Raw genomic sequence first — 16,854 nt, 5'->3', positions numbered from 1 at the left:
ATCGAATTCGCGTTAATTCTAGAACGGCAAAATCTTATTCAATGCTTCCGATCCCCACGGTGTACTATTGAGATCATTAATTTGACCGCGAGATGTTCTGGAAATTCGTGCTTCTGCAATCTTGGTATAATTAATTGAATTATTTGATGAAATATCTTCCCGTCGGACAATTCCTTTAAGATCAATCACATAAACTTCACCACGATCGCGAACTTCTTGACGACCTTGGATCACAAGATTCCCATTAGGAAGAACTTCAATAATCGATGTCGCAATCTTAAATTTCAACTTATTATCATATTGGGTGGTTGTTTTAGTTTTCATTTGCGGATGAAAATTATAGCTGACTAAATCGTCTTTGTTAACCGAATTCGGGAATATCTTTTTCAATTTATTTTCATGCCCAAATAAAGCACCTATCGATCCTGAAGTTAGAGAATTATCCCGTTCAGACTCAACTTTTCCATCCAAGGATGATGTATGTTCCATGTTAACATTCACTGTTAAAATATCCCCCACACGTGAAGCGCGTTGATCCTTGAAAAAGGCGCGAGATCCCGTTTGCCAAAGGGAATTGCCATTTTGGCTTTGCGATTCAGGGGCAGGCATCGGCATGGTCACTGGTTTATAATCATCAACAAGCGTTGGGTTTTGGATCTGACTTACCAATGGTGGTTCCCCAACCTCTGACAAGCGTTCAGCCATATTACATCCTGTTAACAAAAGCGCTATCGGTAAAAAAATAATTTTTCCCATAATTAAAATTCCATTGGTTTTATTTCGGCTTTTTGCGGACCAATAACCTTAGCTTGGATAAGTTTATTCCCCGCTGTTTTTAAACGAATTGTATCACCCGTTGCCGCATCTTTTTCTGCGACCCCTGTCGTTGTGATCATCATTTTATCGGTTCGATACGCAACAGCAACCGTATCACCGCGCTTGATCACAATTGGATAACGGACATCGTGCTTTGAAATAGGTTGCCCAGGTTGTAACATTCGATTCCGCGGTGTTTTGCCAATCAAGTCATCTTGACTAATGATAAAGTTCTGATTAACCCTGACACTCGGTAATTTTTGCCATGTAATGTCTGTTGCGCTAATTTCATCACCGGGGGCAACAATCCGTGTTAACATTGGCACATCCGTCAATGGGTCAATTTTGCCCACAATTGTTTTAAGACGAGTCTCTGTATCCCCAGAAATGACTGAAACAAATGCTTGGAACGACCGCTGATCTGTCTGTAACTTTACGTCATTTACTTGAAACTTATCCCCTTGGATAGACCATTTTTGATCCGACAAATGAACATCAAAATCACCAGAAAATGGAACTTTGTGTTGCAGTTCTGACTTAATAGATTGGCTTAGATCTTGGGCATTAAAATTACCAGCAAAACTAACGCCACACAAAGTTAAAATCAAAACTGCTATTGTCATCTTACCCTCCGTTAGGCAATCATTCTATTACTGGCATCGAACATAGCATCGCTGGTCGTGATGACTTTCGTTAACTGTTCATAAGCATGTTGGATTTTGATCAAATCTGTAATTTCTTCAACCGAATTTACATTTGATGCTTCGCGATAGCCTTGCATCAATATTCCTGCTCCTTGTAATCCCGGATTCGACGTAATGGGTGTCCCTGATCCCGTGGTTTCAAAGAAAATATTCTTACCCATCGCCCTTAGACCATTGGGATTCAGAAAACGTGTTACCTGCATTTGGCCAACCTGTTGCATCGTTGTTTGCCCTGCCAACAAGACAGAGACAACACCATCCTGAGAGACAGAAACTTCAACGGCATCTTGTGGAATTGTAATGTTCGGTTGTAAAACATACCCATCAATTGTCACCATTTGCCCGGACTGTGGATCGCGTTGAAAAGTTGCTGTTCTTGTATAGCCAAAGGTTCCATCAGGCATTAAGACTTGGTAAAAGCCATCGCCTGAAATCATAATATCCAGTCTCTCCCCCGTTGAAACAGGATCACCAATATCGAATGAACGATAAATACCAGCGGGCATTACACCGAGACCAATCGCCAAACCAATCGTTGACGTTGTGTTGGCTGATGTTTGCGCGCCAGCCAAAGTTTTATCTTGATACCCAAGATCCTGAGCAACCAAGTATTGACGTTTGAAAGAATCAACACCTTGTGCCGCTAAGTTCTGGGATTTTACCGCGATATTGGTTTCTTGTAAGTGCAACCCTGTTTTCGCGATATTCATTGCATTTGTTAAAGACATAAACAATCTCCAGTTTAATTAAATTTTTACACAGCAGACCTTGACGAAACGTTAACAACGTCCGTTGCGAGTTCATAACTTTCTTTTAATATCTTTTCAGCTTGTTCATAACGACGTTGAATTTCAATCAGACGAATGGTTTCTTCAATTGGATTAACATTAGATTCCATAACAAACCCCTGATAAACAGTCACATCAGTCGCAACATCAACCTGTCCTTCGGGGAAGAAATAACCATCTTTACCATATTTTAGCGTTTTTTTATCGGCCACACTAAAGACGCCGACTTTACCAATAACGCCATTTTGATTGGTGATCGTACCGTCCTGAGAAATATTAACAAATTTCGAATTAGCCGGAATTGTAATCTCACCACCACCGTCATTCATTAAAGCATCACCAGATGGTGTCAGGAGCCGCCCATCAACGCTCAAGTTAAAATAACTGTTTTGAGTTAACTTGCCACCTGTTACTTGGAAAAAACCATCGCCTGAGATAGCAATATCATATGTATTTCCTGTTTGGCGGATTGATCCGGGGGTAAAGTCATGGTTGATTGTCGACAAAGAAACATAAGAAACTTCACCGTGAGGTGATGTTTGCTTAGCCTCAATCGTTTCGGTGAAAACACGTTTGAATCCACTTGTCGTACTATTCGCCAAATTAGAAGCAGTGGCCTCAAGAAGTGGCCATAAGGTCTCTTGTAAAGACAGGGCTACTGTTGCAGGACGTTGGATAGGAACTGAAACCATTGATAATGTCTCCTGAATTGATTCACTCAGAAGACAGCAATTATCGTGCCAAGTTAGTTTTTAATGGGTTTTAATGTTGTCACACAGAATCGGATCTTACGAGAAGGGCAATTCACACGACAGGCATGGCCTAAGCCAGGATCAAGTCGACAACGGACAGGCAAACAAGAATCTTTACAGATTTTACTCAAGAGAATATGAGCATCCCGTTGATCTTTATTAACGATAGCTCTCGATTTTACCTCTTTTAAATCACCGACACGATCACCCAACCGAAAAAGCTCTTTAATCATTGGTTTGTTACGCTCATGAACAGATTCGCCCAAAAGTCGTTCTTGCGAATATAGTGGCAGCACAATATTTTTCTGATACCGCTCATATCCAACAAACGATATGGCAACTGTAATGATAATTAATGAAAAAATAATGTAAAACTTACTACTCACAACGGCATAGACTTTCATAAAATGATAATTGATGGTACAATAAATAGGTACAGTTATTCAAGTTGAGTTTGGAAGCAGAAACAAGGAGCGATGCCTAAAATTAGTCAGTGAGCAACGTGGTGACGACCGTCCGGACTTAAATGGAATGGCTATAAAATATTGCAATTGTTGTTTAACGTAACTACTTAATAACAAAGATAAGCACTCACGACCTGGAGCCAAGACATGGGATTCGAATTTAATTTTGCTATCAGTGCTGCAGCAGCATTAGCCGTATACCTTATTATGGTTGCTGCCAATATGGAACAGATGTAGAAGTGCCGATCCAAAACTGACACTTCCCAAAACACCATTAAGCTCTTTTTGTAACAGAACTTTTTCGACGTTGCGCCTTTTCTCTTTTTGCAGGCGGAATACCAGACGTTGATGATGAAGCAACCATGGATTGATCTGCTTGGCTTTCACTTTGCATAACAGACCTAAAATTTTTAATTGACTGATTAAATAATTGTTTTAGAGACTTTTCATCTCCCTTAGGGGAATTTGCTGTCCGTTGAGTAAAAATTCCAGAAATTTCAAATTTTAATTTTTTAGAACCAAGATTCGTTTTTACAGTCTGCCAATTTGCATCTTCACCGATACGTTCCCGTATATCTGCATAAGTCAAAGGCTTTAATTGCAATGAAGTAATAATTGCATCAATATGCCCCCCTAAGACTGGATAGTAGTGTTTTAAAATCAATGAAAGATAATTAGGAATTTCATAAAAAGCATATCGAACTGTCGTTTTTGGTAGAGCATTCGTTCCTTCTGCCGGATTTGGCTCTGAATGAGAGCACCATGCTAATATATTTGGTCTGGATGCGAGAAATTCTAAAACACTAATATCTTCTACTAGGCATTGCAACCGTGACTGAGCGTAAACAGTAGAAGTTGAGCTGGGTTGGATATCAGACCGCACAAAGGCTTTTTGATAACCATCTACACCCTTTTGCGGCAATGATGGCAACTGTGATTTTAAAAACTCGTGAAGATCAATACCCCAGAACAGTCTTGGAAATTCAATATTATCACTAACAAATCTTGAGCGAGTTCGTGATGAAGTGTTTTTAGAATGTTCAGTAAGTTGATATATCTTATATATATGATTGATATCAGCTTGACTCAAGCCTAAAGCATCAACATCAGATGTCAAAGACGCCATAAACAATCTAGCAATATCTGTTTTTTCAGCAAAACTTGGCTCAATTACTTTTTCAATATTTGACGATCCAAAGCGAACACTAGTTGGTCTACTATCGTCAGCAGCATAAACAGATAGCACGCTACTGGCTAAACAAAGCATTTTAGTTATATTCATTTTTTACTTTTTAAACCTCTTTTAGTTGTTCTATAGTTACTCAAGTCAAACACAAATTAAACAACTATACGATATATTATTTCAATAAAATTGTTTATATTGAATTTTTATATCTTGTTTTATACCATAAACATAATTATAGAAACAACAGTTGCTTTACAATGAAAAACAATACCTTAATACTTTTACTAACAATTCTATTCCCATGTATTGCTGATGCTACAATTCGCCTTGACTCTCAACAAGTTGACTTATTGACCACCAGTATGCCTCAAGATTTTGTACCTCCCTCTCATCGCAAAAAACTCCCCCTCCCCAAAACGCCGGAAAGGGTGTCATCTGAATTACACCGACAATTTCTAAGAGGCCAATTTAATGTCAGGAAGTTATTAGACCACAAGCTCTTTCATTTAGATGAACAGGCTTTGGAAGATCAAGTGCGAAACTTAGATGCTCAATTCTACGCTAATCCAACAAATACTGAACTCGATCAACAACTCGAAAATACACTTAGAAATTTAAAGCGCGCACGAGACCTAAGACAAAACTTAAATGGAGCATGGGACAAAGTTAAAAAAGAAGTTCGAAACAAAAAACGGCCTCGCCACCAACGCGACATTCAGGGCAGCCTATTTGAATCTCCCTTAAAAAAAGGTGTCCCTATCGAAAAAGTTAACCCGACAAAACATCGTCGCAACTCTGCGAACTTTATTGGTTAAGTTAACGATCGTTTAAATGTTCCTGTGCCATCCTGATCATAAGGGGGCACAGATGCTGACAATCTTATATACAATCTTAAATCTTGCTATTGCCCAAGAAAATCAGGCGCAAAACAAAACAGCTGCCCCTTGTCAAAAAGAACCAAGATGCGGGTCTATGCTTGATCTACAACGCAAACTAAAAGAACGACGCGATCAAAAGCAACAGACTAAGATTCCAACTTCGCCAGCTCAACCGCAGCCCGTGTCTCAATCTCGCGGATAAGTTCTTCTAATTGCGGATCGACACTGAGGTTCGGACGATTTTTCAATTTTTGCATCAGATCTTGAATATCTGCCGGTGAAAGTGCCCCAGAAATGAGTCCTTTACGGATTTTTTCCAATTGATCCAGCAACTCATTACCATAAACAACCGCTTGATGCTGTTGACGTTTCGAGCCTTCATCAAACATCAATGTTGAGAGAGCAGAAACAGAAAATGTTTGATAGGTCTCACCTGTTGGCTTCGTTTTCGATGCTTCTTTGGAGGAAAACTTACCAGCTGAAATATCTTTAGGTTTTAATGTTGCTGTCTTGACCGGAGCAATCGAGCTCGGAGCCCCAACTTTAGGTGTTGTAACCATGTTATACCCATCTATTTTATCTTGTAAAACAAGTCTATCTTATTTTTTTTCGCGAAAGAATCTTGATTTTAGAATATAAAATAAGGTATAAGTGATCTAAATAAGTTTATTGGCAAGTGGTTTGCTTGCTCTAGAATAAGGATTAAGACCGTGAAAAGAACATATCAACCAAGTAAGCTCGTTCGCAAGCGTCGTCATGGGTTCCGCGCTCGTATGGCAACAGTTGGTGGTCGTAAAGTTATTGCTGCACGTCGTGCACGAGGCCGCAAGCGTCTATCCGCCTAAAGGATAGGTCGCATGTTGCGACGTTTAACAAAACGCAAAGAGTTTATCAAAGTCGCCCAGGATGGTGTTTATTGCCCTGCGGCGACTTTGATTGTTCAACTCTTAATTCCCTGCAGTATAGAGGAAACAACAGGCATTGGTTTTACAGCCAGTCGTCGTGTAGGCAATGCTGTGCGACGCAATCGCGCAAAACGTCGACTTCGTGAAATCGTAAGACTCATTCTTCCCGAATTAGCTATTCCCAATTGTGATATTGTTATCATCGCCAAGGCTGCGACCGTCGATGCACCTTTTGAAAATCTAAAGCGTGATTTTGCTTATGCACTTCGCAAATGTATGAAGGAGGCAACAAAATGATCATCAAGTTTCTGATCGGTCTGATCCATTTATACCGCTGGTTAATTTCACCTTATTTACCACCTCGTTGTCGTTTTACGCCGACGTGTTCGGCATACGCTGTCCATGCTTTGCACCATCATGGACTTAAAAAAGGGCTTTATTTAGTTGCTCGCCGACTTATTCGGTGTCATCCTATTGAAAAACTCGGGGCCGGCCAAGGATACGATCCTGTCCCCCAACCTCAATCTTCTGGAGATCGTTGATGAACGAACAAAAAAATTTAATTATGGCTTTTATTCTCAGTTTGGGCATCCTATTCGGATACAACTATTTTATCGAAGCCCCATCAGCTGCAAAAAGACAAGCTGAGCTAAAGCAACAAATAGCAACCGTCCCTCAGGAAGTCCCATCATCGGAACAGAAAATATCCTTGCCAGAAGCACTCTCGTCCGGACATCGTTTAAAAATTGACGCCCCGAAAGTACACGGATCGATCAATCTTAAAGGGGCACGTTTTGACGACATCACCTTAGTGGACTATAAAGAAACAACTGATTCATCAAGCCCAGAAATCACCTTACTCGCCCCAAAAAAAACAGATAAGGCTTATTTTGTTGATTTTGGTTGGATTAGCCGGTCAAATATTACTTTACCGTCTCAGGATACAGAATGGAAAACAACATCGACGGATTTAACCCCTAAAAAACCAGTTATCTTAACATGGGATAATGGCCATGGATTACATTTTACCCGCACGATTTCTGTTGATGATCAATATATGTTCACTGTCACAGACAAAGTAGAAAACAAATCCAATGAGAGCATTAAACTCAATGCTTACGGGCAGGTAACCCGTATTGGCAAACCTGCAACTGGCGGATACTTCATTCTCCACGAAGGCCCTATTGGTGTCGTCAATGGCAAACTCACCGAACTCGATTATGATAAACTCAAAGAAAAAGGATCTGAAGATCACACAACAACCGGTGGTTGGATCGGATTCACTGACAAATACTGGTTGGTTAGCTTGATCCCTGATCAAAAAACATCGTACCAAACAAAATTCAAATCCCAGACAATTAATGGTATTGACCGTTATTCAACGGAAACCATTTCCCCTGAGTTTGATGTGGCACCGAATCAAAGCATTGAGACAACACAACATATGTTTTCTGGTGCTAAGATTTTGCGCATGCTGGATGCTTATGAAGAAAAACTTGGTTTTGAAAAATTTGATCTTGCTATTGATTTTGGTTGGTTCTATTTCTTAACCAAACCATTGTTCTATGTCTTAGAGTATATGAACAAACTCTTAGGCAACATGGGCCTTGCGATCTTGCTGTTGACCGTTATCTTCAAAGCAGCCATGTTCCCGCTCGCTAACAAATCCTATCGCTCTATGTCACGTATGAAAGTCTTGCAACCGAAGATGGAAGCACTCAAGGCAAAATACGGCGATGACAAAATGAAGCTGAACCAAGAATTGATGACTCTCTATCAAAAAGAGAAAATCAATCCAATGGCAGGGTGTTTACCGATGCTTATCCAAGCTCCTGTCTTCTTCTGCCTTTATAAAGTTCTGTTTGTGACATTAGAAATGCGTCATGCGCCATTCTATGGTTGGATTCATGATCTATCCGCGCCGGATGCAACAAGTATCTTTAATTTATTTGGCTTGCTCCCCTTCACACCGCCAAGCATGTTAATGATTGGTGCTTGGCCGATTATTATGGGAGCAACGATGCTCTTGCAACAGAAACTCAGCCCGCAACCGGCGGATCCTGCTCAGGCAAAAGTCATGATGATCATGCCTCTTATGATGACGGTTCTTTTGGCAAACTTCCCAGCAGGATTGGTTATTTACTGGGCATGGAACAATGTCTTGTCCATTATTCAACAATGGTGGATTATGCGCCAAGACGTCACTCCCGTTAAGGAAAAATAATGGATAAACAACTCCTGAATCCTGATGGAACCTACACAGCCGATGCTCTGGAATATGGGCGTTGGCTGTTCACCCAAGAATGTACCTTTGTTCGAGGCGTGCAAAAACTCAATGATCTTGTCGATTTTAATATGCCGGAAATTGCCTTTGCCGGCCGGTCTAATGTTGGAAAATCCAGCTTAATAAACGCGCTCACAGGACGCCATTCCTTAGCCCGAACGTCAAACACACCTGGTCGGACGCAGCAACTAAACTTCTTTGATTTAGGGCAAAGACTATTTCTTGTGGACATGCCAGGCTATGGCTATGCCGAAGTTCCTAAAACAGTCGTTGACGAATGGCGCAGAATGATTGAGGCTTTTCTGCGTGGTCGGCCGACCTTGCTCAGAACCTATGTCTTGCTCGATGCTCGTGTCGAGATAAAAAAACACGACCTTGAGATCATGGCGCTACTTGATAAAACAGCCGTATCCTATCAGGTAGTTCTGACCAAATGTGATAAAGTTGGCTCCAATCAGCTTAAAGCGATTATCTCAAACCTCGAAGAACGGCTAAAAAATCATCCTGCTGCTCACCCGAAAGTGATGCCAACCAGCTCAGCCAAGGGGATTGGCATCGAAGAACTCCGTGCTGAAATGGCGTTTTTTGCAAAGTGATCCCTAAACCTAAAATAACGTGAGTTCGACATAAGAAGGTCTATCCAGCAATAGAATCCGTCATCCTCGACTAGAAATTCTAAGTTTTCGTTAGAAAACGCTAAGGATTTCTTGATCGGAGATGACGAGCCTGTCTGATCTTTCTTATATCGAACTCACGTTAAAATAAACGAACGACTCTCATTCCTAAGAAAAAAGCCCCTAGAGAAAATGCGACACTCAAAGTAACGTAGAGAATCGACAGCAGGATTTCGTTGCGTTCAACTAAAAGCCCTGTCTCAAGAGCAAAGGATGAAAAGGTTGTAAAGCCCCCCAAAAAACCTGCCAGCAAAAAATAGCGCACACCATCCGGGGGTGACCAATAGAGAGCCATCACTTCAGTTAAAAACCCCATAATACCACTGCCTATGATGTTGACCGCAATAATCTGTATCGGCATCCCTAAAAGTTGTGACGGCAGTAAAGATCCAACAACAGCACGCGCAATAGCACCCAAAGCACCGCCAAAACCAATCCAAAGATAATGTATAATCATAAAAGATAATCCGATTTTAATATTTTTAAGTCTAACATGTCTTTTTGGGGGTGTTAAACCAACAAAAAAATGATTAAGATGGGGACAATGACTTTATTGATAACTGAAGAAATGCTACAAAATCCACCTCTTGACCCCATAGAACTCTTCAATACGTGGTTCCAAAAAGCCGGAGAATCAGAGCCCAATGATCCAAATGCGATGACACTGGCAACGGTTGATAATCAGGGGCGACCGTCCGCACGGATCGTCCTATTAAAAGGGATTCATGATGGTCAGTTTGTATTTTTTACGAACTTAGAGAGTCGCAAAGGCCGCGAGTTATCCCATAATCCGAATGTCTCGTTGTGTTTTCATTGGAAAAGCCTCCATCTACAAGTACGAATTGAAGGCACGGCCCATCAAGTCAGTGATCAAGAAGCAGACACCTATTTTGCAACCCGCGCTGTTGGTTCGCAAATTGGGGCATGGGCATCAAAACAATCGCGTCCCTTATCAGATCGCAGCGACCTCGAGGAAGCACTAGCCACTTATTCCCTTAAGTTTGGCGATGATCATATCCCTCGTCCTCCTCACTGGTCAGGCTTTGCCGTAACCCCAGAAATTATCGAATTTTGGGAAGAACAACCCTTCAGACTGCACAATCGACTTGTCTATTTTCATGAGAATAACACATGGCAAACAATAAAACTGTATCCGTAACCCCGAATTACTCCCTCGTTAAACTCGCATCGAAATCAGCCATCGTTGCTGCTGGCGTCATGGTTGCAGCAAAATTCTATGCTTGGTTTGCCACAGACTCACTCAGTTTGCAAGCATCCCTTGTGGATTCTATGCTTGATATTTTGGCATCCATCTTAAATTACCTGATTATTCGCCAAGCAACAAAACCAGCCGATGATGATCATCGCTTTGGTCACGGTAAAGCCGAGGCTATTGGCGGCCTTGTACAGACAGCCTTTATCGCAGGGTCCGCGGCCTGGCTTATTATAGATGTTGCTCATCGTCTTTTAGAACCTCATCCTCTTGAAAATGTTGGCCTCGGCAATGTCGTTATGATTATCTCGTCCGTTATTACGGTCGCCTTAATTGCATTTCAACGCCATGTGGTTCGCCAAACAGGATCCCTTGCCATCAAAGCAGATTCTGTACATTACGAAACAGATCTATTGACTAATATCGGCGTTTTAATCAGCTTAAATATTTCTGCCTACTTTGGCTGGCTCTGGTTTGATGCCCTTGTGGGGGCCGGTATCGCTATCTATATTTTCGTGACATCCGTAAAAATAGCGCTCACTGCGGTTGATGTATTGATGGACAAAGAACTCGATGACGCAACGAGAGATCATATTAGTGGGATTATCACCAGTCACCCTGATATAATTGGATTCCATGATTTGAGAACACGAACCAGTGGATATCACTACTTCATACAATTTCATTTAGATTTAGACAAAGACTTATCTTTGTGGCGCGCCCATGCCATCGGAGATGAAATTGAGCAAAAAATTGTTCAAGCCTATCCAAAAGCAGAAGTGATTATTCACCATGACCCATTAATGGAAAAGTCAGGATAAATTCAATATAATCACCCTCACTAGAATGACAGCTTATACTCCCACCAAAACTTTCCATCGTCATTTTACAAAAGGCTAGCCCAACACCTGTTCCATATTTTTTATTGGAAACATAACCCTCAAATATCGTCTTAAGAACAGTTGGCGATACACCACCTGCCGTATCTTTAAAACGGATGATGTTCCCTGAAGGGGTTTGTGCACATGAAATATAGATCCGACCATGCCCATTCTCATTAATTTGGTACAAAGAATTACTCAGCAAATTAAAAATTACCCGCATAAACAGTAAGGGGTTTCCCATAAAGGAGAAATAATAACGACGATCCCAGTCTATCAGATCTCGTTCGTTGGGCTGAAATGGATAAGAATCAAGTGCGTTCATAATCACTTTATAAGTTTGACATTCGACCAGATCATCTTCTTTTAAGTGATTGGTTGTACTCTGCTTAATTGCTTTTAAATTATCATTGATAAACGCGTGCATTCTTGCAATTTGATCATCAATCTTATCAGAAATTGTTTTCATGGACTCTAAAGCATTTTTTTGTTTCAGGGTTAGCTCAGCCTTTACCGGTTGATTTAAGAGCAATGGCAGAGCTACCTTCAAATCACGATTTAATGAATCAATAAAAAGTAAGGGGCTACGCAAATCATGGGAAATACTCCCTGCCAAAACCATAAGTAGGCGTCGCGCTGTTTCTTCGATCTTACGTTTTTCCTCTAAAGCCTCTAATTCACGCTGTTCTGCTTTTACTCGCTCTGTAATATCCAGAGAAGTCCCCACAATCCCAATAATTACGCCTTGCTCATCGTAAAACGGAGCCTTAATACTTAACATTGTTAAAAGCTGGCCATCATGAGTCAACGCCTGTTCTACAATTTCTTCAGCCAAGCCCGATGCTATAATCCGTTGATCAGTCTCTCGGATACGATCAGCTCGCTCTTTCCAAGGAAGCTGATAATCAGTTTTTCCAACAATAAGATCTGAACTATCCAATCCTGCCATTCTAGCCTGATATTCATTACATCCCAAATAAACCCCATTAATATCTTTTAAGTAAATACTGCCCGGGAGTAATTTAAGGACTTCGTTCAAATGTGCTAGGATTTCGCGAATAGATAGTCCTTCCATAGAATCTCTGAAATAATAATAATTTTCCGCATAGTTCATATAATACCCCACAAGTCTTTCTATAAAATTAAGATATATCGTCTTTGATATAAATTTGTTGATGCGGGGATACTAAATTATAGTCACAACAAACCTTTTTCCAATAAAATGGTAGATCCTTATATACAAATACCGACGATTGAATATTCATAATTGCCGGTGTATCAAACCATACAGGAATTTCCTCTAATAAGTACCTAACAGCAATTTCTGCAGCTTGGTCAATATTTGTCATCATTTTACCATGTAAAATGGCCTTTGCTGCATTTAAGCAATCCTCTTGGAAATCCTGATTTTTTTCATAAAAATCACAATATATATTGTAAAGCTCTTGATATTTATTATTCCTCTTGAGATCGCTAATGAGCAAGATTTTAGACATTACGTCAGATGGCGGACATCCTATTTTCTTTAAAGCACGAACTATTTTATTATATAAATGCTTATCTTGTTTGCGAGTTTTCTTAATCGCTTCTTCTTCTGAATAGCCTTGCGCCATCAGATTATATTTAGAAGCCCCATCCATCGTAAAAACATGAAATTCTTTGAAATTCTCTGCAGCCCATGCTACAAGAACATCGATATTTTGACTATTATAATACCCATTAAATGGGCTTACACCGATCAAGGCATGTCCTTTGCTATCGACACGCGGATCATACATAATTTCTGGCTGATCTACAATATTGGGCACTACTGTCATATGAGGTCGAAAATTAAGATATTCAGTTTATAGAATTGTACGCAAATACAAAATAAAACTCAAGCTTGCGTCTATGGTACACAAATGATACTGGTAGTAATACCAATTATGATAAATAAGTCAATGAAGCCACAGGTTTTTTCCGGAATAGCGCAAGGGTTTGAACCCCTATTCATCAAAAATATTGATACACCCGTTCTCTATATTACCCCCAATGAAGAACGGGCGAGATCTCTTATGTTGCAACTTGCCGTTATCGCCCCATCTAAACGATGTCACTGGTTACCGGCTTGGGATTGCCTGCCTTATGATCGAATTGGCCCCAGTCAAGACATCATCAATCATCGCACAACCACTTTATCAACCCTAATTCAAGGACATGTTGATGTTTTAGTTGTCTCTGCCTTAGGTCTTCTCAATCGCCTTCCCCCTTCTTCATCTCTCAGCCATCGCGAACAATATCTTAAAATTAATCAAGACATATCGATGACCTCTTTGATTGATTCATTAAGTCATGGGGGTTATTTACGCGTAGATATCGTACGTGAAGTGGGGGAATTTGCTGTACGTGGGGATATTTTAGATGTATTCCCAGCAACTGCAGATCATCCTGTTCGACTCGATTTTTTCGGCGATACTTTAGAAAAAATCCGCCAGTTTGATGCTATCAGTCAAACAACAACAGCCACACTCGATCATGTGGTACTATCCCCCAGTCACGATTTGGCATTAACTGCTGATCAAATAACCCGATTCAGGGTAAATTATCGCAGCTTATTTGGCGCAAAACCAACACCTCTTTATGAAGCCATTTCAGAAGGACGTCGTTATGCGGGGATGGAACATTGGCTGCCGTTGTTTTTTGAGCATATGAGCCCCCTCACGGAGTATACAAAGCAAGCGCAGATATTCTATGATCATCAAGTCGATGACGCCATCCGCACCCGCCTAGAGCTCATTCATGATTATTATCAAAACCGCCTGGCAATATTACCGGGGGATACAAGTCCTCCCTATAACGCTATTCCTCCTGAATTGGGTTATTTAACTTTGGATGATTGGTCGAAAATCCGAGAGACGAGTCATTTGGTAACACCATTTTCTCAAGAAGGAACCCCAGATTATCGCTGCAGAACAGGCCTGAGTCTCCCGGCAGGGACGCCCACCCATCAAGCGATTTCAACCTTAAAAGATATTCTCGCCCGCGAAGACCGCCAAATCATTGTTGCAGCCATGAGTTTAGGCTCTAGGGAGCGTCTCAATGCCCTATTTAGAGATGCGAAGATTGATCTTACCGTCTCAGATCATTGGCCAAAGCACAAACAAGCCTTAATGGTTTATCCTCTTGAACATGGATTTTCAACGCCAGATCTGTTATTGATCACCGAATCTGATTTACTCGGGGAACGCATTATTCGCCAAGTAAGTCGCAAGAAAAAAACCGATAAATTCTTGCTAGAATCATCACAACTTTCTCAAGGCGACCTCATTGTCCACCGCGATCACGGTATAGGCCGTTATGAAGGTTTGTCCCCGATTGAGGTGAACCAGGCACTCCACGATTGTTTGACCTTAAGTTATTACGGAGGAGACAAATTATTTCTCCCTGTTGAAAATATTGATACCATTAGTCGCTACGGTGATGCCGATAGCTTAATTCAACTGGATAAACTCGGCTCAGCAGCTTGGCAAAACCGTAAAGCTCGCGTTAAAAAACGGATCCGAGAAGTAGCGGATTATCTAATCAAATTAGCGGCAGAACGATCTTTACATGAAGCACCGTCTTTGCAGGCAAAATCAACAGATTATGACCAATTTTGTGCCAAATTTCCCTATATGGAAACAGACGATCAACTCAGAGCAATCGAAGAAACGCTCAGTGATATGGCCTCAGGAACCCCTATGGACCGTTTAGTGTGCGGCGATGTTGGATTCGGCAAAACTGAAGTTGCTCTGCGTGCTGCCTTTGTTACCGTTGCCAGTGGTAAACAAGTTGCCATCATTGCCCCAACCACATTGTTATGCCGACAGCATTTTCACAATTTTTCAGCACGCTTTAAGGATTCCGGATACCGCATTGAGCAGCTCTCTCGTTTTGTTGCCCTCCGAAAGGCCGATGCAATTAGGAAAGATCTGTCCGATGGGAACGTTGATATTATTATTGCAACCCATGCCCTATTTTCCGATCGTGTTCAGTTTGCAGATTTGGGCTTAGTTATTGTCGATGAAGAACAGCATTTTGGTGTAAAACAAAAAGAAAAATTAAAATCTCTGCAAAAAGATGTTCATGTTTTAACTCTAACCGCAACACCAATTCCACGCACATTACAACTTGCCTTAACAGGGGTGCGACAGATGAGCTTAATTGCCACCCCACCAATCGACCGCCTTGCTGTGAGAACATTTATTACACCTTATGATGCTCTAACGTTGAGGGAGGCCATTTTACGTGAATATCATCGAGGCGGGCAAATTTTTTATGTCTCGCCCCGTCTTGAAGACCTCACATCGTTATATGACTCTCTGTGTAAATTATTGCCCGAGATTAAAATTGTGGTTGCACACGGCCAACTATCCGCAGGACAGCTTGAGGATGTGATGACAGCCTTTTACGACAGGAAGTACGACCTCCTCCTTTCAACCAATATTGTTGAATCAGGCATCGATATTCCAAACGCCAATACATTGATCATTCACCGCGCTGATTTATTTGGTCTTGCTCAGCTCTATCAACTACGTGGTCGCGTAGGAAGATCTAAAGCGCAAGGCTATGCTTATTTGACCATCCCCAACAATGCCCCTATTTCTGAAACAGCAATTAAACGTTTAGAGGTTATGCAAAGCCTAGATAAGCTAGGCGCTGGGTTCACACTTGCCAGCCATGATATGGATATTCGTGGCACAGGGAATCTTGTGGGCGAAGAACAATCCGGACATGTGCGTGAAGTTGGCGTTGAGCTATATCAACATTTACTCCAAGAAGCCATTTTGCAAGTGCGTATTGAGCAAGAAATGGGTACCCCGCAAGAAGAAGACTGGTCACCACAAATTAATCTGGGCACATCTGTGATGATTCCTGAGGCCTATGTTGCCGATTTAACCTTGCGTTTAAATTTGTACCGTCGTATTGCAAGCCTAGATTCCCGCAAAGAAATCGATGCTTTTGCAACAGAACTGGTTGATCGATTTGGGTCCTTGCCGCCCGAAGTAACCAATCTTCTTGAGATCATCGAGATCAAAGGATATTGCCGCAAAGCCCATATTGAGAAAGTTGATGCCGGGCCCAAAGGACTTGTTATCACCTTAAAAGACGGGACATTCCCACAACCGGAAAAGCTCATGACGTACCTTCAAGATCCCAAGGTCAAAGCCAAAGTCAGACCTGATCAGAAAATCGTCTTTGTGCGTGCCTGGGAAGATCAAACAAAACGCGCCTATTCCACAAGAATTATCTGTGCTAATTTAGCGAAACTCGCAAAAGGATAAATAACC

20 protein-coding genes are annotated in these 16,854 nt (G+C 41.3%); 10 read left to right on the top strand and 10 right to left on the bottom strand.

From position 1 onward, the window contains the following. Positions 1-18 precede the first annotated feature (18 nt). From KF820_05370 to KF820_05345, 6 genes are all read right to left on the bottom strand, one after another. A complete protein-coding gene (locus tag KF820_05370; protein MBX3457773.1) occupies positions 19-756 on the bottom strand; it encodes a flagellar basal body L-ring protein FlgH in 738 nt (245 codons plus the stop codon). Between the two features lie 2 nt (positions 757-758). Next, complete coding sequence (gene flgA / locus KF820_05365) at positions 759-1,439, bottom strand: flagellar basal body P-ring formation protein FlgA (protein ID MBX3457772.1); 681 nt, start codon at positions 1,437-1,439, stop codon at positions 759-761. 11 nt (positions 1,440-1,450) lie between these two features. After that, positions 1,451-2,248 carry a flagellar basal-body rod protein FlgG gene (gene flgG, locus KF820_05360; GenBank protein MBX3457771.1) on the bottom strand — a complete coding sequence of 266 codons (798 nt, stop codon included), beginning with the start codon at positions 2,246-2,248 and terminating at the stop codon, positions 1,451-1,453. Positions 2,249-2,274: 26 nt separating this feature from the next. Then, positions 2,275-3,000, bottom strand: coding sequence for a flagellar hook-basal body complex protein (locus KF820_05355; GenBank protein MBX3457770.1), 726 nt, complete (start codon positions 2,998-3,000; stop codon positions 2,275-2,277). A 53-nt stretch (positions 3,001-3,053) separates the two neighbouring features. Continuing rightward, the gene (locus tag KF820_05350) at positions 3,054-3,464 is read right to left on the bottom strand and encodes a hypothetical protein (GenBank protein MBX3457769.1); all 411 of its coding nucleotides are present in this window, start codon (positions 3,462-3,464) and stop codon (positions 3,054-3,056) included. Positions 3,465-3,798: 334 nt separating this feature from the next. Then, positions 3,799-4,806 carry a hypothetical protein gene (locus KF820_05345; GenBank protein ID MBX3457768.1) on the bottom strand — a complete coding sequence of 336 codons (1,008 nt, stop codon included), beginning with the start codon at positions 4,804-4,806 and terminating at the stop codon, positions 3,799-3,801. 161 nt (positions 4,807-4,967) lie between these two features. Here KF820_05345 and KF820_05340 point away from each other — a divergent pair, with 161 nt between their 5' ends. Then, positions 4,968-5,525, top strand: a complete 558-nt coding sequence (locus KF820_05340; protein ID MBX3457767.1) for a hypothetical protein — start codon at positions 4,968-4,970, stop codon at positions 5,523-5,525. 52 nt (positions 5,526-5,577) lie between these two features. Next, on the top strand, positions 5,578-5,790 hold the full coding sequence (locus tag KF820_05335; protein ID MBX3457766.1) for a hypothetical protein: 213 nt from the start codon (positions 5,578-5,580) through the stop codon (positions 5,788-5,790). On the opposite strand, the gene KF820_05330 is transcribed toward KF820_05335, so the two are convergent. Beyond that, positions 5,735-6,148, bottom strand: a complete 414-nt coding sequence (locus KF820_05330) for a flagellar assembly protein FliX (protein MBX3457765.1) — start codon at positions 6,146-6,148, stop codon at positions 5,735-5,737. The genes KF820_05335 and KF820_05330 overlap by 56 nt on opposite strands. A gap of 150 nt (positions 6,149-6,298) precedes the next feature. On the opposite strand from KF820_05330, the gene rpmH reads away from it, so the two are divergent. From rpmH to yihA, 5 genes are read left to right on the top strand one after another with little or no spacing between them, the layout of a single operon-like run. Continuing rightward, positions 6,299-6,433 carry a 50S ribosomal protein L34 gene (rpmH, locus tag KF820_05325; GenBank protein MBX3457764.1) on the top strand — a complete coding sequence of 45 codons (135 nt, stop codon included), beginning with the start codon at positions 6,299-6,301 and terminating at the stop codon, positions 6,431-6,433. A 12-nt stretch (positions 6,434-6,445) separates the two neighbouring features. Continuing rightward, complete coding sequence (gene rnpA / locus KF820_05320) at positions 6,446-6,790, top strand: ribonuclease P protein component (protein ID MBX3457763.1); 345 nt, start codon at positions 6,446-6,448, stop codon at positions 6,788-6,790. Next, the gene (yidD, locus tag KF820_05315) at positions 6,787-7,035 is read left to right on the top strand and encodes a membrane protein insertion efficiency factor YidD (protein ID MBX3457762.1); all 249 of its coding nucleotides are present in this window, start codon (positions 6,787-6,789) and stop codon (positions 7,033-7,035) included. Before rnpA ends, yidD begins: the two co-directional genes overlap by 4 nt. Next, positions 7,035-8,717 carry a membrane protein insertase YidC gene (gene yidC / locus KF820_05310; protein MBX3457761.1) on the top strand — a complete coding sequence of 561 codons (1,683 nt, stop codon included), beginning with the start codon at positions 7,035-7,037 and terminating at the stop codon, positions 8,715-8,717. Before yidD ends, yidC begins: the two co-directional genes overlap by 1 nt. Beyond that, a complete protein-coding gene (gene yihA / locus KF820_05305; GenBank protein MBX3457760.1) occupies positions 8,717-9,373 on the top strand; it encodes a ribosome biogenesis GTP-binding protein YihA/YsxC in 657 nt (218 codons plus the stop codon). Before yidC ends, yihA begins: the two co-directional genes overlap by 1 nt. A gap of 160 nt (positions 9,374-9,533) precedes the next feature. On the opposite strand, the gene KF820_05300 is transcribed toward yihA, so the two are convergent. Continuing rightward, positions 9,534-9,908 (bottom strand): CrcB family protein, encoded by a 375-nt coding sequence (locus KF820_05300; GenBank protein MBX3457759.1) that lies wholly within the window; start codon positions 9,906-9,908, stop codon positions 9,534-9,536. Between the two features lie 111 nt (positions 9,909-10,019). On the opposite strand from KF820_05300, the gene pdxH reads away from it, so the two are divergent. Continuing rightward, entirely contained in the window at positions 10,020-10,610 is a 591-nt protein-coding gene (pdxH, locus tag KF820_05295) for a pyridoxamine 5'-phosphate oxidase (protein MBX3457758.1), read from the top strand. Next, positions 10,583-11,485, top strand: coding sequence for a cation diffusion facilitator family transporter (locus KF820_05290; GenBank protein ID MBX3457757.1), 903 nt, complete (start codon positions 10,583-10,585; stop codon positions 11,483-11,485). Before pdxH ends, KF820_05290 begins: the two co-directional genes overlap by 28 nt. Here the strand turns inward: KF820_05290 and KF820_05285 are convergent. Then, entirely contained in the window at positions 11,448-12,659 is a 1,212-nt protein-coding gene (locus KF820_05285; protein ID MBX3457756.1) for a PAS domain-containing sensor histidine kinase, read from the bottom strand. The genes KF820_05290 and KF820_05285 overlap by 38 nt on opposite strands. Before the next feature lie 28 nt (positions 12,660-12,687). Further along, a complete protein-coding gene (locus tag KF820_05280; protein MBX3457755.1) occupies positions 12,688-13,362 on the bottom strand; it encodes a tRNA-dependent cyclodipeptide synthase in 675 nt (224 codons plus the stop codon). Positions 13,363-13,485: 123 nt separating this feature from the next. Here KF820_05280 and mfd point away from each other — a divergent pair, with 123 nt between their 5' ends. Continuing rightward, on the top strand, positions 13,486-16,848 hold the full coding sequence (mfd, locus tag KF820_05275) for a transcription-repair coupling factor (GenBank protein MBX3457754.1): 3,363 nt from the start codon (positions 13,486-13,488) through the stop codon (positions 16,846-16,848). The last annotated feature ends 6 nt before the right edge of the window (positions 16,849-16,854 follow it).

Source organism: Candidatus Paracaedibacteraceae bacterium, from assembly GCA_019636055.1.
Taxonomy (GTDB): Bacteria; Pseudomonadota; Alphaproteobacteria; order Paracaedibacterales; family Paracaedibacteraceae; genus Paracaedibacter.
The sequence above is the reverse complement of the archived record's forward strand: the minus strand, read 5'-3'. Positions and strand labels throughout refer to the sequence as shown.

Bases quoted from the DNA above. Each gene is read 5' to 3' on its own strand.
- KF820_05370 (MBX3457773.1), bottom strand. From the start codon at position 756: ATGGGAAAAATTATTTTTTTACCGATAGCGCTTTTGTTAACAGGATGT.
- flgA (MBX3457772.1), bottom strand. From the start codon at position 1,439: ATGACAATAGCAGTTTTGATTTTAACTTTGTGTGGCGTTAGTTTTGCT.
- flgG (MBX3457771.1), bottom strand. From the start codon at position 2,248: ATGTCTTTAACAAATGCAATGAATATCGCGAAAACAGGGTTGCACTTA.
- KF820_05355 (MBX3457770.1), bottom strand. From the start codon at position 3,000: ATGGTTTCAGTTCCTATCCAACGTCCTGCAACAGTAGCCCTGTCTTTA.
- KF820_05350 (MBX3457769.1), bottom strand. From the start codon at position 3,464: ATGAAAGTCTATGCCGTTGTGAGTAGTAAGTTTTACATTATTTTTTCA.
- KF820_05345 (MBX3457768.1), bottom strand. From the start codon at position 4,806: ATGAATATAACTAAAATGCTTTGTTTAGCCAGTAGCGTGCTATCTGTT.
- KF820_05340 (MBX3457767.1), top strand. From the start codon at position 4,968: ATGAAAAACAATACCTTAATACTTTTACTAACAATTCTATTCCCATGT.
- KF820_05335 (MBX3457766.1), top strand. From the start codon at position 5,578: ATGCTGACAATCTTATATACAATCTTAAATCTTGCTATTGCCCAAGAA.
- KF820_05330 (MBX3457765.1), bottom strand. From the start codon at position 6,148: ATGGTTACAACACCTAAAGTTGGGGCTCCGAGCTCGATTGCTCCGGTC.
- rnpA (MBX3457763.1), top strand. From the start codon at position 6,446: ATGTTGCGACGTTTAACAAAACGCAAAGAGTTTATCAAAGTCGCCCAG.
- yidD (MBX3457762.1), top strand. From the start codon at position 6,787: ATGATCATCAAGTTTCTGATCGGTCTGATCCATTTATACCGCTGGTTA.
- yidC (MBX3457761.1), top strand. From the start codon at position 7,035: ATGAACGAACAAAAAAATTTAATTATGGCTTTTATTCTCAGTTTGGGC.
- yihA (MBX3457760.1), top strand. From the start codon at position 8,717: ATGGATAAACAACTCCTGAATCCTGATGGAACCTACACAGCCGATGCT.
- KF820_05300 (MBX3457759.1), bottom strand. From the start codon at position 9,908: ATGATTATACATTATCTTTGGATTGGTTTTGGCGGTGCTTTGGGTGCT.
- pdxH (MBX3457758.1), top strand. From the start codon at position 10,020: ATGCTACAAAATCCACCTCTTGACCCCATAGAACTCTTCAATACGTGG.
- KF820_05290 (MBX3457757.1), top strand. From the start codon at position 10,583: ATGGCAAACAATAAAACTGTATCCGTAACCCCGAATTACTCCCTCGTT.
- KF820_05285 (MBX3457756.1), bottom strand. From the start codon at position 12,659: ATGAACTATGCGGAAAATTATTATTATTTCAGAGATTCTATGGAAGGA.
- KF820_05280 (MBX3457755.1), bottom strand. From the start codon at position 13,362: ATGACAGTAGTGCCCAATATTGTAGATCAGCCAGAAATTATGTATGAT.
- mfd (MBX3457754.1), top strand. From the start codon at position 13,486: ATGAAGCCACAGGTTTTTTCCGGAATAGCGCAAGGGTTTGAACCCCTA.